The organism is Paenibacillus sp. FSL P2-0121, from assembly GCF_037975345.1.
Lineage (GTDB): Bacteria > Bacillota > Bacilli > Paenibacillales > Paenibacillaceae > Paenibacillus_AQ > Paenibacillus_AQ odorifer.
The window spans coordinates 5,238,449-5,254,427 of the sequence record NZ_CP150245.1 but is presented as its reverse complement, the minus strand read 5'-3'; the positions used below and the strand labels follow the sequence as shown (position 1 = coordinate 5,254,427).

13 protein-coding genes are annotated in these 15,979 nt (G+C 47.8%); all 13 read left to right on the top strand.

The genetic code is table 11. The annotated features are described in order from the left end of the window. The first annotated feature begins 88 nt into the window (after nt 1-88). Nucleotides 89-991: a sugar ABC transporter permease gene (locus MKY54_RS23210; protein ID WP_036683309.1), complete on the top strand. Its 903-nt coding sequence runs from the start codon at nt 89-91 to the stop codon at nt 989-991. Between the two features lie 14 nt (nt 992-1,005). Then, on the top strand, nt 1,006-1,842 hold the full coding sequence (locus MKY54_RS23205; RefSeq protein ID WP_036683306.1) for a carbohydrate ABC transporter permease: 837 nt from the start codon (nt 1,006-1,008) through the stop codon (nt 1,840-1,842). A gap of 56 nt (nt 1,843-1,898) precedes the next feature. Continuing rightward, entirely contained in the window at nt 1,899-2,909 is a 1,011-nt protein-coding gene (locus MKY54_RS23200) for a glycoside hydrolase family 130 protein (RefSeq protein WP_139330107.1), read from the top strand. Nucleotides 2,910-3,290: 381 nt separating this feature from the next. After that, on the top strand, nt 3,291-5,249 hold the full coding sequence (locus MKY54_RS23195) for a carbohydrate-binding protein (RefSeq protein WP_076279257.1): 1,959 nt from the start codon (nt 3,291-3,293) through the stop codon (nt 5,247-5,249). 88 nt (nt 5,250-5,337) lie between these two features. Then, the gene (locus MKY54_RS23190; RefSeq protein ID WP_248549335.1) at nt 5,338-5,796 is read left to right on the top strand and encodes a TIGR00366 family protein; all 459 of its coding nucleotides are present in this window, start codon (nt 5,338-5,340) and stop codon (nt 5,794-5,796) included. Between the two features lie 312 nt (nt 5,797-6,108). After that, on the top strand, nt 6,109-8,046 hold the full coding sequence (locus tag MKY54_RS23185; RefSeq protein ID WP_254848768.1) for a BglG family transcription antiterminator: 1,938 nt from the start codon (nt 6,109-6,111) through the stop codon (nt 8,044-8,046). A 29-nt stretch (nt 8,047-8,075) separates the two neighbouring features. Then, complete coding sequence (locus MKY54_RS23180; protein WP_339191261.1) at nt 8,076-8,414, top strand: PTS lactose/cellobiose transporter subunit IIA; 339 nt, start codon at nt 8,076-8,078, stop codon at nt 8,412-8,414. Nucleotide 8,415: 1 nt separating this feature from the next. Then, nucleotides 8,416-8,721: a PTS sugar transporter subunit IIB gene (locus MKY54_RS23175; protein WP_036683292.1), complete on the top strand. Its 306-nt coding sequence runs from the start codon at nt 8,416-8,418 to the stop codon at nt 8,719-8,721. Nucleotides 8,722-8,724: 3 nt separating this feature from the next. After that, nucleotides 8,725-10,023, top strand: coding sequence for a PTS transporter subunit EIIC (locus tag MKY54_RS23170; protein WP_076148309.1), 1,299 nt, complete (start codon nt 8,725-8,727; stop codon nt 10,021-10,023). An 18-nt stretch (nt 10,024-10,041) separates the two neighbouring features. Next, nucleotides 10,042-11,502, top strand: coding sequence for a 6-phospho-beta-glucosidase (gene ascB, locus MKY54_RS23165; RefSeq protein WP_339188104.1), 1,461 nt, complete (start codon nt 10,042-10,044; stop codon nt 11,500-11,502). A gap of 229 nt (nt 11,503-11,731) precedes the next feature. Continuing rightward, nucleotides 11,732-12,928, top strand: coding sequence for a sensor histidine kinase (locus MKY54_RS23160; RefSeq protein WP_076218828.1), 1,197 nt, complete (start codon nt 11,732-11,734; stop codon nt 12,926-12,928). Continuing rightward, nucleotides 12,925-13,578 carry a response regulator transcription factor gene (locus tag MKY54_RS23155; protein ID WP_076279254.1) on the top strand — a complete coding sequence of 218 codons (654 nt, stop codon included), beginning with the start codon at nt 12,925-12,927 and terminating at the stop codon, nt 13,576-13,578. Before MKY54_RS23160 ends, MKY54_RS23155 begins: the two co-directional genes overlap by 4 nt. A 163-nt stretch (nt 13,579-13,741) precedes the next feature. Further along, nucleotides 13,742-15,964: an MMPL family transporter gene (locus MKY54_RS23150; RefSeq protein ID WP_339188101.1), complete on the top strand. Its 2,223-nt coding sequence runs from the start codon at nt 13,742-13,744 to the stop codon at nt 15,962-15,964. Nucleotides 15,965-15,979: the final 15 nt, after the last annotated feature.

The window sequence follows — 15,979 nt, the reverse complement described above, 5'->3', positions numbered from 1 at the left end:
AGAGATATAGGCCAAAGCAGAGGGATGAGGAAGCAGCTTTCCCATCCCTCTGCTCTGGCCGCAAGGGAGAGGAGCCGGAAGAAACCAGATGAACAAAACAAAACAAGCCTTATTTTCATACAGCTTTATCTTTCCAAGTGCCTTGCTCACGTTGGTCCTCGGGATTTATCCGATTGCCTGGGCGTTCCGCTATATGTTCTATGATTACAAAGGGTTCGGAACGGCCCGGTTTACCGGGCTGGCCAATTTCAGCCGCATCCTGAAGGATACCCAGTTCTGGGATTCGGTGGTGAACACGTTTGTCTATGCAGGCGGCAAGCTGCTGATCACTATTCCGCTGGCTCTGCTGCTGGCCTCCATATTGAATCGGGGGCTGCGGGGCAGACAGCTGCTGCGGGGGATTTTCTTCATGCCGACCGTCATCAGTACCGCCGTAATGGCCGTAGTCTTCTTCACGATCTTTAACTCGTATAACGGGATTCTCAACCAGTTCCTGATCCGTTCCGGCCTTTCCGATTCCGGTGTGGACTGGCTGGGGCCGAAATATGCCATGCTCACCGTCATTTTGGTTGCGGCTTGGGGGGCGGTCGGCAATTACATGCTGCTCTTCCTCGCCGGTCTGCAAAATATCCCGGAGGATGTTTATGAAGCCTCTTCCCTGGACGGAGCAGGCAGACTCCAGCAGTTCCGCTATGTCACCCTGCCGATGCTCGGGCCTGTCATGCAGATGGTCATTATGCTGGCGATCATTACAGCTTTGAAGGGATACGAGAGCATTATGGTGCTGACCGAAGGCGGTCCTGTAGGCAAGACAGAGGTGATGTTCCTGTATTTGTACAAATTATTTTTCCCTGTCGGCGGAGGCAGCGCGGCGGTCCAGGTCCAAGAGTTCGGATACGGCAGTGCGGTCGCCTTCGTGTCTGCGGTCATCGTCGGGATCATATCGCTCATTTATTTCTACGCATCCAGACGTATGAATCAGACCGATTGAGGAGAGAGGCTATTATGAGAATAAGAACCATACTGGGCAATATCATCCTGTGGATTTTTTTGCTGGCATTTGCTTTTATCACCCTGATTCCGGTTGTTATCACCATTCTCGGCTCCTTCAAGACAAATGCCGAACTGACTGCGGGAGCCACCTTCCTGCCGGATAGCTGGCATTTCTCGAACTATGCCGAAGCCTGGGCACAGGCGAATTTCTCCAGATATACGCTGAACAGCCTGATTGTCTCTCTGGCGGCGGTGGTTGGCACGCTGCTGGTATCATCCATGGCGGCTTATGTGGTGGACCGGATGGATTTTGCAGGCAAGAAACTGTATATCGGCCTGCAATCCTTCACTATGTTCGTGGCAGTAGGGGCGGTCGTGCTGCGTCCGCAGTTTGATCTGATGGTCAAGCTTCATCTGCACAGCAGCCTGTGGGGGGTCATATTGATTCTGATCTCCGCCCATGCTTCGATCTTCTTCATTCTGTCCAGCTTCATGAAGGGGATTCCCCGTGAGCTGGATGAGGCGGCGCTGATGGACGGCAGCTCCCCCGGCCGCACCTTCTGGCGGATTATTCTGCCGCTGCTCGGACCCGGACTCGGCGTAGGTGCGCTGTTCACCTTCCGCGGCGCGTGGAATGAATATCTGCTGCCACTCGTGTTCACGATGACGAAGCCGGAGCTGCAGACGCTGACTGTCGGGCTGGCGAACCTGAAATACGGGATTTCGGCCGCTTCCCAGACCCACTATATGATGGCAGGCGCCTGCTTGTCCATTCTGCCGATTCTCGTAGCCTATCTGTTCGCCAACAAATCCTTTATGCAGATGACAGCCGGTTCCCTCAAAGGGTAGCGGTCCGGCCCTGCGCAACCCATATTCCATATTTGACATTCAAGGAGGTACACCCCATGACTCAACACGCTCCGGCAATTCTGCAATCTGCCCCGTTCATCCGGCGGTATCCGGGCAATCCTGTGCTGGATGCAACGAAGGTTCCTTACCCCACCGCACTGGTATTCAATGCCGGTGTAACGAAATTTAACGGCAAGTATGTGATGATCTTCCGTAATGATTACGGCTCACTGGTAGATCAGACGCTTGAGCCGCACCACACCACGGATCTCGGCATTGCTTACAGTGACGACGGGCTGAGCTGGACCGCCGGCCCGAAGCCAGTGTTCAAAATTCATGACGAGGAAATTATCCGCGCCTACGACCCGCGCCTGACCGTGATCGGCGGCCGTTGTTATATGTGTTTTGCCGTGGATACGCACCATGGCATCCGCGGCGGAATTGCCGTTACCGATGATCTGGAGCACTTCGAGGTGCTCAGCCTGTCTACACCGGACCTGCGCAATATGGTACTGTTTCCCGAGTTGATCGGCGGCAAGTATGTCCGGCTGGAGCGTCCCTTCACGGTATACAGCCGCGGCGGCCGGGACCGCTTCGATGCCTGGATCTCCGAGTCGCCGGACCTGAAGCATTGGGGCAACTCCAGCCTACTGCTCGCCGTCGAGCAGGTGCCGTTTGCCAATGACAAGGTTGGCCCGGCCGCACCTCCGGTCCGGACGGATAAGGGCTGGCTGACCACCTTCCATGCGGTGGATGTGGACCCGGCCAGAGGCAAGCAAGGTTGGGAGGACACCTGGAAGAAGCGCTATACCGCCGGAATTATGCTGCTGGATCTGGAGGACCCCCGCAAGGTGATCGGCATGAGCAGGCAACCGCTGCTGGCACCGGAGACAGACTATGAGATTGGCGGGGGCTTCCGCAATCATGTGATTTTTCCGGGAGGGATGATTCTGGAGGATGACGGCGAGGTCAAGATCTATTACGGCTCTGCGGATACGGTGGAATGTCTGGCAACGGCCCTTGTGGACGATCTGCTCCGGCTCTGTCTGGAGCCGGAGCATAGATAAGATTGGAAGCAGGCTGAGGGCGGAAATGCGGAGTAACAGTAGGGCCATGTGCCATGATTGGAGCGGCTTGCGCGGAGATTGTGCATGAAGTGCAACAATGCTAAATCAATAGCAGTGACCGTGGGGAGATTGTGCATAAAATGCAACAATACAGCTCAGTAGTAGCGACCAACGCAGAAATCCTGCAAAAGGTGAACAAAACCGGGGCTGTATTTTAAAAGGAAACTTTGCTGATGCAGAAAAGGTTAGTATTACTCTGCCACTTCCGAAGCTGAACAGGAATATGTCGACTTTATGAAAAGAGTAATAGAGCATCACTGGTGAAATCATTATTCACTGATGACAGAGTATTTTCTGAAGATATGAAAGAGGTGTTTATTTATGCTAAAAAGGTTAAAACTATTAAGTTTAATTGTTTGTATGCTCGCCAGTCTTTTAGCTGTCGTTCCTTTGACAGCAAGAGCGGCGGGCACAATTGTAAGCTATCCATTACCGTCGATCTATACCACGACCAGTCAATACACGGTAACAGCAGACTCTACAAATATACCGGTAATCGACACTTCGGCGGTATTTGTAAACTATAATTATTGTAATTTCTCTTTTTCAGGTACTACTACAATCACAATAACAGCAAGCGAGACAATCAATACCTATAATATTTCTCCCAAAGCTTTGGGAATCACTGCAACAAAGAGCGGAAATACACTTACATTTACACTTTCATCACCAACATATCTTATAGTTAAAATCAATAACCTGAAAGATCTGGTTATTGCGGCAGATGCTCTTGAAACCAATGTTCCGGCTTCATCCGGTACAGGTATATACAATGTTAAAACCGGGTACGGTGCCGACAGTACCGGTGCCGCTATGGCTACAACTGCAATACAAAACGCCATAAATGCGGCTAACGCAGCAGGTGGCGGTATAGTATACGTTCCAGCCGGTGTTTATAAGTGCGGAAACCTTGTTTTAAAAAGCAATGTTTCGGTTTATCTGGAGGGTGGTTCTGTTATAAGGGGTTCAGGAAATCCAAGCGATTACACTACCCATTTTCATAAGAATTCTCTGGGTAAGGATGGAACATGGTTTATTTATACTGAAACAAATGCAAACAATATTAAGATATACGGCAGGGGGACTATTGACGGCAATGGCCATTATATGAGAAATACAAACAATTATTTGAACAATATTCTTGTACCCTTGCAGTGCAGCAACTTCACGGTTGACGGCATAACAATAAGAGACAGCGGTGGCTGGGCTACAATAGTTACAAGATCTAATAACGTAACATTCCAGAATACAAAGCACTTCAACAACAATGAACTTGATTATGAAAATGATGCAATCGACATTCAAGAGAGCCAGAATGTACTCATAAAGCACACTGTAGCAGTATCGGAGGATGACACATACTCATTTAAGACATGGGATGTAGAAACTACGGATATAGCTGCAAACTGGCCTGGAAGTCCTGAAAGCCAGTCAAATGTAGTTGTGGATGATGCTTTGGCTTGGAGCAGATGTGGAGCATTTAAGGTTGGAGATGGAGTGAAACAGCTTCAGGATGGCATAGTTGTTAAAAACTCTTATGTATACCGGTGCTGGCGTGCTTTAGCAGTAGGTCATCTTTATGGAACTCCAGCAGCACAAAACATCATATTTGACAATATAGATGTAGAAGGCTTCTGGCCAAGATCCGGTGTTCACTCCAGATGGTTTGATCTTTCTGCGAAAACCGGTCCGATAAAAAATGTGGTCTATAATAATATAAATTTACGCGCTTTAGGTGAAGTTTCAATAATGAAGGGTTGGAGTGACACATCTACTGTCTCCGGAGTTACATTAAACAATGTTCGCGTCGGTGGAGTTGCGGCAACTACATTGGCAGAATTGAAAATAACAGATACTAACAGCTATGCTGCAGCTCCAAAATTCAACACATTGAAATTTGAAGCGGAAGGCTATAACCTTAGTTCAGGTGTTATTTCCTATGAGGCAAGCACTGATGGTGGGCTGGATGTTGGTGGAGGGAGTAATGGCGACTATATAGCATTTAAAAATGTAGATTTTGGTAGTACAGCTAAAACAAGTATTGATTTGAAGGTTGCATCCGCTAATTCCGGCGGAAGAATAGAATTCCACTTGGACAGTCCTACGGGCACTATGCTGGGTTATTGGACAGCAGAAAGCACAGGCGGATGGCAGACATGGTCAGTCAAGAATATCCCGCTTAATGCCGGGACCGCTGTAGGGACCCATACCGTATATGTAACTTTTGTTAAGTCAGATTCAACCACAGTTGCAAATTTAACCTGGTTCCAGTTCAAATAGAATGGAAACGGTTTGATTTAATTGCAATAAGATGGATCTAGCTATTATTGTGGCAGAATCGCCGAATTGAGGCCTTTTTAATGCCAAGATGAAATATAACTCACACTACGCTGCTGTGATCATCGGTTTGGCCCGGGGGATCCTCGTCGTTGCAGAGAACGGGATGATTATCGATACCATTTTGAATGGCCTGGCTACTATGCTTAAGGGTTTGCCGAATTACTTGTTCACCACCATCATGCTGGTCGTGCATAATATTATTACGTTCTTGGTTCCTTCTTCATCAGGAGAGGCGGCCTTGACGATGCCTGTGCTTGCACCATTAGGCGATCTTGTGGGTGTTAACCGCGAAGCGGTAGTAACCGCATACCAATTTGGAAATGGATTAACGAATCTCATTTCGCCAACAGGTGGTGTGCTGCTGGCAGGTTTGGCCATCGCCCGGATCAATTTTGGACAATGGTTAAAGGTAATACTCAAGCTGTTTCCGATTCTTTGGCTGGTGGCGGCAATCTTTGCTGCAGTTTCCTCAGCTGTGGGCATGTAGTGGATAACATATTGCAAAGCCATGCGGGATTTCCCGCAGAAGATAATCAAAATCCCAAGGTCATACTGACCTTGGGATTTTTGACTCTACATATTGATCCTATTCCCCTCACATCACACTCTCCTCGTTGTTGTATATTTCCTCCTGATTTGTGGCCACAAATAATGTATGCTAAGAATTTAATCCGTTATTTACCTATCCGTCAGTTTCTGCCGTTCCAAACAGCAGAATACAAACTGTTCAGAAGATAACGCTTCCACGTATGATGTATTCATAACCAGCTGAGTGCTTCATCCGATACTAGTATCACAAATGAGGGAATTTAAGGTGAGAGAATATACGATTGTTAATATTTTATATACCCGCAAGAGTCCTGTGCGCATGAGTGAGCTGATTGCCGAAGTGGGGTTGTCCGAACGGACTCTCCGTGACGTGATCCGTGCACTCGACAAAACAGGAGAGGCGAATGGTTTCGGTATCCGTATGATCCGCGGCCAGGGTTATCTACTGGAGATTGGCGATGAAGCCAAATTCAGTAGCTACCAGGAAAAAGGAATGCTGCAGCTGGATCAGGTGGATCTCGATAATAAGCAATCACGCCAGCAGTATTTACTATTCTATCTCTTGCAGAACGATAACTATCAGTCTATGGATAACATGGCGGAAGAAATCGGCGTTAGCCGTTCTACTATTATTTCCGATCTGAAGGAAGTAGAGCAGCGACTTGCCGCTTTCCGGCTTAGCTTGAAACGTCGGGCTCATTATGGCATGAAAATCGAGGGGGAAGAGCAAGACTTCCGTAAAGCCTTTTCTTACTTTATCTTGCAATCGGGTCATACGCTGCAGCATACGGAGGATTTTCATGCTTTTAGTCAGGACTTTGATGCTGAGCAGCTTAAGGGATTTCTACTGCAAATCCTCAAGGAAAAAGAACTGAAGATCTCGGATGTGTTTCTGGATAATATCTTGACCCATCTGTTCATTCTTCTTTACCGGGTTTCCAAGCACAATTTCATTGTGGCTGGACAAGCCTTGCAGGGAACACCTGAGCCGCTGTATCAGGATATTGCCGGGAGTATTGCAGATTTCATCTCCTCTCAATACCAGATTAAGCTTCCGGCGGATGAGATTGATTATTTGGCGCTGCACATTTCTGGCAAGACCATTATGGAACGGATGTCGGAAGAGACCAAATCGCATCTGCGGGAGGGAATCACGGCTATTCTGGAGCGCTTGGACCGCGAGTTCCTTACTGGATTCACGCAAGATCAAGAGCTGCGCGAAGCACTGCTATTGCATATGTTCCCGCTGCTGAACCGGTTGTATTACAATCTTCAGCTCGGCAACCCATTGGTGGAGGATGTTTACAGCCAGTATGCCAATGTGTTCGTCATTTCCTTCCGCTTCGCTGAGATTGTAGAGGAGCAGTACGGGTTTCGGATGTCGCGCGATGAGGCAGGGTATGTCGCGTTGCATTTTGCCACCCATCTGGAACGGATGCAGCAGCGCAATCTGGAGAAGTTCAAGCGGATTGCCGTGATCTGCTCGACGGGAGGGGGCAGTGCCCAGTTAATCCGGCTGAAGCTGGAAGCGGTATTCCCCAAAGCGTCGGTGATCACAGCCTCCATCACGGAGGTGGAGGAGATCAGCAGCAAGCCTGTGGATCTGATCCTCTCTACTGTGCCGCTGGCAACAGAGATTAAGGAAAAACCGGTGATCCATATCAAACAGCTGCTGGATGATCAAGAGATTCAGCGGATCAAAGAAATATTGTCTTTGCAGATTAATCGCACAGAACCATCCTACAAGCTGATGGATTTCAAGGATTTGTTCCGCAGGGAGCTGTTTCATCTGTCTGGTTCGGACGAAGATTACATGGAGCTGTTAAAGCAGCGCTGCCGGGAGATCGTGGGCAATCATTATGCAGCTGACGATTTTCCCGAACAAGTGCTGCTCAGAGAGCAGAAATTCACCACCATTTACAAAAATGGGGTGGCCGGCCCGCATCCGATGCGGATGAGCGCGATCCGCGACTGTATCAGTGTAACCGTGTTGAAGAAACCGCTGATCTATGAGGGTAAGCCGGTCCAGTTGATTTTTCTGATCAATCTGGGTCCGGGGCAGTTATTCCTGCACAAAGAGATCAGCAAGCTGCTACTGGTTCTAATGGAGAAGGAAGACAGCCGTAACCGGCTGCTAAACACGAATAGTTATGAGCAATTTATGAATGAGATAGAGAACCTACTATAAATAAAATGACGATACGGAGTGGAGAACCCATGGATTATGAACAAACGATTATGCAGATTATTGCCAGCAGCGGAGAGGCAAGAAGCCTTAGCCTAAAAGCGGTAAGAACCGCGCGCGCCGGAAACCTGGAAGAAGCGGGCGAGATGATTAAGAACGCCAAGACCAGCTTGACCAAAGCACATAAAGTACAAACGGGGCTGATCCAGGCTGAAGGCCGGGGCGAAAAGACAGAAATTACGCTGCTGATGATTCACGCGCAGGATCATTTGATGAATGCCCTGACGGTTAGAGAACTGGCTGTGGAACTGATCGAAGAAATCAAAGAACGCACAGCGCTCGAACTAGAATTGAAGGGATCGGTGAACTAAGATGAAAAAAATATTGCTCGCCTGTGCAGGCGGATTCTCGACAAGTATGCTGGTGGAACGGATGAAAGAATCGGCACGGACACAAGGGGTTGAAGTGGTTATTGATGCGGTGGCGGAGAGTGACATCGCCGATCAAAAGCCTTTTGACATCATTATGCTTGGACCACAAATGGGACATGCCGAAGGCGATCTGGCCGCAGAATATCCGAACATTCCAGTAACTACGATCGATATGATGGACTATGGCATGATGGATGGGGACAAGGTGCTGGCTACAGCACTTGAACTGATGGAGAAGGGGGCTTAAGTCATGGCAGGCGGCGCAGAATGGAGAGCCAAGATCCAGAAAGTCAGCACGAAAATCCAAAAAAATACCTATATCAGCGCTATTTCCAACGGTCTGATGGCCTTGATGCCAATTTTGATTCTGGGCGCTATTTTTTCCCTGATTAATGCACTCAAGCTTGATCCTTATCAGAATTTCCTGGAAAGCACTGGACTCAAAACTTATACTTCGATTCCGGCAACTGTAACCACCGATTTGATCGCACTCTACGCGGTGTTCTCCATCGCTTACAATTTCGCTACCCAACATAAGCAGCAAGGCTTTTCGGCAGGGATTTTGGCGCTGATGAGTTTCTTGCTAGTTACACCAAAAGGACTGCTGGATGACGGTGTGACCAAAGCATTTGGTTACTCCTGGTTGGGCGCCAAAGGATTGTTCGTGGCAATCATCCTGGCACTGCTGGTAGGTAAGATCTATACCTTTGTATTGGAAAAGAAATTCTATATCAAAATGCCGAAGGGTGTTCCGCCCACGGTTGAGAAATCTTTTGCCGCGCTTACGCCTGGTTTTATCGTAGCGGTTCTGATGCTGGTGCTGACGGCGATTTTCGCCGCAACGAAATATGGCAATATGCACGAGTTTGTCTTCTCGATCATCCAACTGCCACTGACTAGTCTGGGGGGTACCTGGTGGGCGATGCTGATCTGCATCTTCGTAATTCACCTGCTGTGGTTCTTTGGAGTTCACGGCACCTTGGTAGTCTATTCCGTTGTCGGCCCGATTTGGGTGGCTTTGGGACTTGAGAATCTGGACGCTTACCAAAGAGGTGTGGAAGGTACGCATATCATTGGTTCGCCGTTCTTCCCGGTTTATGTACTGATCGGTGGTGCAGGGGCAACGTTAGGTCTCATTATTGCGATGTTGTTCGCCAAATCTACACGTTATAAGACACTTGGTAAACTGGCAATTATCCCAAGTCTGATCGGTGTCAATGAGCCGGTGATTTTCGGGATGCCATTGGTGCTGAATGTTCGGTTTATGATTCCGTTTATCCTGACTCCGCTGGTGAGTAGTGGTCTGGCGATTCTTCTGACGACGCTGGGTATCCTTCCTGTGCTGCACGGGATTCAGGTGCCGCTGGGCATTCCGGTGCTGGTTAATGGCTGGATGAACGGGGGCTGGCGCGTAAGTGCGTTCCAGCTGGTTATGATTGGTGCAAGCTTCATGATCTACTATCCATTCTTTAAAAAAGCCGATGCCGAAGCGCTGGAGCAAGAACAGCAGGCTGAAGCTAAAGCGGCAGCAACCGCTGCCGCCAATTAATAAAAGGAGGCTCAACCGATGACTTATCCATTTCCGGAAAACTTCCTGTGGGGCGGTGCGGTAGCCGCTAATCAGGTCGAAGGCGCCTATAATGAGGGCGGGAAGGGTTTGTCCACTGCTGATGTAGTCAAATATTGTCCTCCTAAGGAACGGCAGAGCCTGGAACAGCTATTGTCCATGTCCGGCCCACAGCTAGAAGAGGCCATACAGGATGATAATCAGGGGAATTACCCCAAACGCAGAGGGATTGATTTCTACCACCGCTACAAAGAAGATATCGCCTTGTTCGCTGAGATGGGTTTTAAGGTATTCCGTATGTCCATCTCCTGGCCACGTATTTATCCGAATGGCGATGAGCAGGTACCTAACGAGGCAGGATTGCGTTTCTACGACGATGTTTTTGATGAGTTGCGCAAATATAATATCGAGCCGCTGGTCACCATTTCCCATTATGAAATGCCGGTGCACCTAGTCACCAAATACAACGGCTGGGAATCCAGAGAACTGGTTGAACTGTTCGTCCGTTATGCGGAGACTGTGTTCACCCGTTACCGGGATAAGGTGAAGTATTGGCTGACTTTCAACGAAATCAACTGTACGCTCAAAGCGCCTTTTCTGGGCGCAGGGATTATTCTGGATGGCAAGTCAAATGAGAAGCAGGTTGCTTTTCAGGCTTTGCATCACCAGTTCGTAGCCAGTGCGCTTGCGATTAAGCGGGGCCGGGAGATCAATCCGCAGTTCCAGATCGGCTGCATGCTGGCCCGCAAGCTGCTTTACCCATATTCCTGTCATCCCGGTGATGTACTGAAAGCACAAGCTGAGAACCAAATGGCAATGTTCTGCTCCGATGTTCAGGTTAGAGGCTATTATCCTTCTTATATCCGCCGGCATTTGGAGCAGCATGGAGTGACAATAACCATGTTGCCGGGAGACGAAGCTTTGCTGCGGGACAATCTTGTGGATTTTCTTTCCTTTAGTTATTACATGTCCTCAGTAGTCAGTGTAGATGAGAATATCACAGCCACCACGGAAGGTAACCTGTCCTCAGGGCTGAAGAATCCCTTCCTGAAAACTTCCGATTGGGGCTGGCAGATCGATCCAAAGGGGCTGCGGTTTGTGCTCAAGGAGATGCATGACCGCTACCAGCTTCCTTTGTTCGTAGTAGAGAATGGTCTGGGTGCTGCAGATGTGCTCGAACTGGATGGCACGATCCGTGATCCATACCGGATAGAGTATCTGGCACAGCATATTGAGCAGATGGCGGAAGCCATTGCCGATGGCGTGGAGCTGATGGGCTACACCAGCTGGGGCTGTATTGATCTGATCTCGGCTTCCACCTCGGAGATGCGCAAGCGGTACGGCTTCATTTATGTTGATCAGGATGATGCAGGCAATGGAACGCTGCTGCGTCTGCGTAAGGACAGCTTTTACTGGTACAAAAAGGTCATAACCTCTAACGGTGCAGATTTAAGCTATTAGTGCGGGGTTATAGTTCTTGTTCATTTTTTACGAAAACCTTGAGAAATCAAGGTTTTTTTGTTTTTTTAATAGGGAATAGAGATCGTGTGTGCTTCTTCTTATAACGAAGTTTTATCCGGGAAGGCATTACAGACAAGGCGATCTCGATTGCCCAAACGTACATGTACTTTCGTACATTACCAACATGTAGGTTAAATCTTTATAATAGAGGAGAAGGAGGGTCAGCCAAGTGAAAGAAAGAAAAGCCGGACTATTGTTCATCGATGAATTGTTTGCGTCCAGATTGCCGCTTTTGATTTGGGTATCCATTGTATATATTGGCACTATGTTGCTGCAGTTTCTTAAGGACCCTCAAATATTATCCAGTTCGATATTTACAGGCTTATTCACGGTCCATATTTTGCTGCACTGGAACTCCTATCGAATCACTAATAAGCAATTTTGGTTTTATTTTTCGGCACAAGCAATTTTAATTTATCTTTGTGCGATTTTGATGCCGCAGGGGTACCAAGCAGTGTTGATGGGATTGCTTCCGGTCCTGATTGCCCAAAGCCTTGGTTTTTCATTTCGGATAAAAAGAATCGTCTTCGTTGCCCTTATTAGTATAATTTTGTTTTTTGATTCATCGCTTACTGTGGGCGATACCGATGAATTGATCGTATTTATGCCATTATTTGTTCTGATGCTTGTGATCGTTTTAGCGTATACATTATTGTTTTTTCAACAGGTTCGCGAGCGTCTCAGAATTCAGAATTTTTTGCATGATCTAAAAGAGGCCCATAAAAAGGTAGAGGAGCTGACACTGGCTAATGAACGCCAACGAATGGCTCGGGATCTGCATGATACGTTGGCGCAGGGAGTGGCTGGATTAATTATGCAGCTCGAAGCCGCGGATGCCCATATGACCAAGGGTAACACAGAGCGTTCTCAAGAAATTGTCAGACAGTCTATGAAGCAGGCTCGCACAACCTTAGCCGAAGCTCGTAGAGCAATTGACAATTTGCGGGCGAAATCAGCTTCAGAGATTGATTTTAGGGAAGCGGTCGATTATGAAACACAGCATTTCGGTGAAGCTACAGGTATCGTTGTAACCATGGATTTTAAGCTTACCAGACGGTTGTCTAGAGTAATGATGGAACATAGTTTACACATTATAAAAGAAGGTCTGACCAATATCGCCCGTCATGCCCGGGCTGACAAGGTGTGGATTACCCTGTCCGATCAAAATGAGCGGCTTTTTATAGAAATCAGAGACAATGGTTTGGGATTTAACACAGACGCCATCGGCAAGGATGCCGGACACTACGGTTTACTCGGGATTCAGGAGCGGGTAAGGCTGATTGGAGGAGAATTGAAGGTGCGCAGCAGTTCGGCTGGAACAAGCATTCAGGTTGAGACATCATTTAGTGAGGGAGACCCTACATGACGCAAGTGAAAATTCTGATCGTAGATGATCATTTTGTTGTCCGGGAAGGCTTGAAGCTGATCCTGGAGACGGATGAACAGTTTCAAATTGTTGGAGAAGCGGTAAATGGGCAGGAAGCTATAACCCTTATAGATGAAGTGCGACCGGACGTGATCCTGATGGATTTGAATATGCCGGTCATGAGCGGACTGGAAGCCATGAAGGTATTGAGGGAGAAGAACAACTCCGTTCCAGTTATTATTTTGACGACTTACAACGAAGATGAATTAATGATTAATGGACTGGCCTTGGGTGCGAGAGGTTACTTATTAAAGGATACGAACCGGGAAAATTTGTTCAGGAATATTGAATCGGCGATAAGAGGAGAAACCTTGCTCTCAGCAGAAATCATGGAGAAGGTGATTTCTGCTCGCGAGCAGCAGAAGGCTTCGGCTCCGATTCATAAAGAAGTATCCTTGTTATCCGATAAAGAAACTCAAATTCTGCAAAGTGTAGCGCAGGGCTTCAAAAGTAAAGAAATCGCCTTTGATTTGGGAATCTCAGAACGTACTGTAAAAGCTCATCTGACGAATGTTTACAACAAGCTAGGGGTAGATTCGCGATCGCAGGCAGTGGCGGCCGCTTTGGAACGGGGGATTTTACATATGTAATTTTGAACATGCGAAAGAAATCTTTCGCATGTTTTTTTTGCGGACTAATGGGCTGCCCGAAAGGGCAGAGCGTGTCCGCCCCTTTGGACGATGTTAGCAAGACTTCTCTTCTATAAGATAAAGGCATAGAGAAAAACATTAGAATAGAGGAGACGATACTGAAATGGCCAAATTATTGTACCGGCTTGGGTTCTGGTCGGCGAGCAACCGCATTAAAGTCATTCTAGGAAGCATTGCCATCCTGCTGATCTCGGCAATCGTAGCTCTTTCGATGGGGCCTAAGCTTCATGAGGGAACTACTATCCCTGGACTGGAGTCCATAAAAACGATGGAACAGATGTATCAGGAATTCCCCTCCATGGTGGATAACAGCGGCAAAATTCAGTTGGTGATGAAATCACTAACGGATGAAACCTTATCCTCAGAAACAACTAAGCAATTAATTGGTGCACAGTTAGAGGAAGTGGCTAAGGATCCGGCGGTCACAGCAGTAGTAAGTCCTTATGACAATCATTCGGTAAGTGCAGATGGCAAAATTGGCTATGCCACCATCTCATACAATACTCCAGGTAGTGATGTTACAGAAACATCAAAGGAACGTGTGCTTGATGTGGCAGGTATTTTGCGTGATGCCGGCTTACAAGCTGAATTAACTGGCTCTGGTTATGTGAAAATGGAGATCGGCGGCGTTACAGAAGGGATAGGGGTGCTCATTGCGCTTCTTGTTCTCACCGTTGCTTTTGGATCCGTTCTGACGGGGATCTTACCGATTCTTACGGCAGTCATTGGTCTTGGTACCGGCGTGATGTTGATCATCATCGGCTCGAATTTCTTCGACACCCCTTCTTTTGCTCTATCCCTGGCCAGCATGATTGGTCTGGCAGTGGGGATCGATTACGCGTTGTTTATTATCTCAAGATATCGGCAACAGCTTGCCGAAGGTTATGAAAGAAAAGAAGCAATTGCGATTGCGAACGGCACGGCAGGTAGTGCGGTTGTCTTTGCAGGCATAACGGTTATTATCGGTCTTGCGGGAATGTCGGTGATTGGTATTCCTTTTCTTACCGCAATGGGTTTAGCCGCTGCGCTTTGCATTTTCGTGGCTGTTCTCATCGCTATTTTTATGGTTCCTGCTATCCTCGAAGCGATGGGAGGCTTGATCAAAGCCAAATCGAAAAAAAGATCCAAAGGTTCAACCCGCAACAAAAAGAACGAGACTCGAGGTAATTTATGGGGGAGTTTTGTTACCGGGCGCCCATGGTTGGCTGTGATCCTTGGGGTAGCATTGCTGGGCACTATTGCAATACCTTTCTTCAACATGGAGACAGGCACCATGGATGATGCGCAAAAATCGCCGGAATTAACTGAGCGGCGGGCATACGATCTGATGACAGAGGCATACGGTGTTGGGTATCATAGTCCGCTCGTTATCCTAGCCGAAACTGATGGTGGACAAGTTGCTGCAGCCAATCTGTCTGGGGCGCTGGAACAACTTAGAACCTATCCTAACATTGGTACGATTGCTCCTGCTGTTCCTGGTCCTTCCGGAAAGATTTCTTTGATTCATGTGATTCCGGCTACCGGTCCTGCAGATAATAAAACGGTAGATCTGGTTAAACAAATTCGCAGTCAAGCAGCAGAAATCGAGAGTCAAAATCATGTGAAACTGAAAGTAACCGGGAGCACAGCCGTAAATATCGATATCTCTCAGAAGCTGAACGAGGCGCTGCCTGAATTCTGTATCATCATCGTTGGCTTGGCTTTTGTTCTTCTAGTGATGGTATTCCGGTCCATCCTGGTTCCCATCAAAGCGGTCCTGGGATTTATTCTTTCTTTGGGGGCTACATTAGGTTTCATTACCTTCGTCATACAGGATGGACATTTGCAAAATGTGTTCCATTTTAATGGGCAAGCTCCCATACTCAATTTTCTCCCAATCATGGTCGTCGGCATTTTGTTCGGACTTGCCATGGACTACGAAGTTTTCCTCGTCAGTAGAATGCGGGAAGAATTTAAGAAAAGTGGGGATGCCAAAAAGTCCGTTCTGGCCGGTATTCATCACAGCGGCGGGGTAGTTACAGCTGCAGGACTGATCATGATCTCTGTTTTCACGGGATTCATGCTGGCAGAAGATCCGAACATCAGGGTGATGAGCTTTGCACTTCTCTTTGGGGTTTTGTTCGATGCTTTTGTTGTCCGGATGCTCATCGTTCCCGGTGTAATGACTTTGCTGGGAAAATCAGCGTGGTATTTGCCGAAGTGGCTCGATCGCTTGCTTCCTAACCTGGATGTAGAAGGTGAGGAAGTGATGAAGGCGGTTGAGAAAAAACAATTAAGACTAGTGAGGGATCCTAAAACCAACCTCTCTACTGAACTCCTAAAATAAGTGGATAGTGAGGTG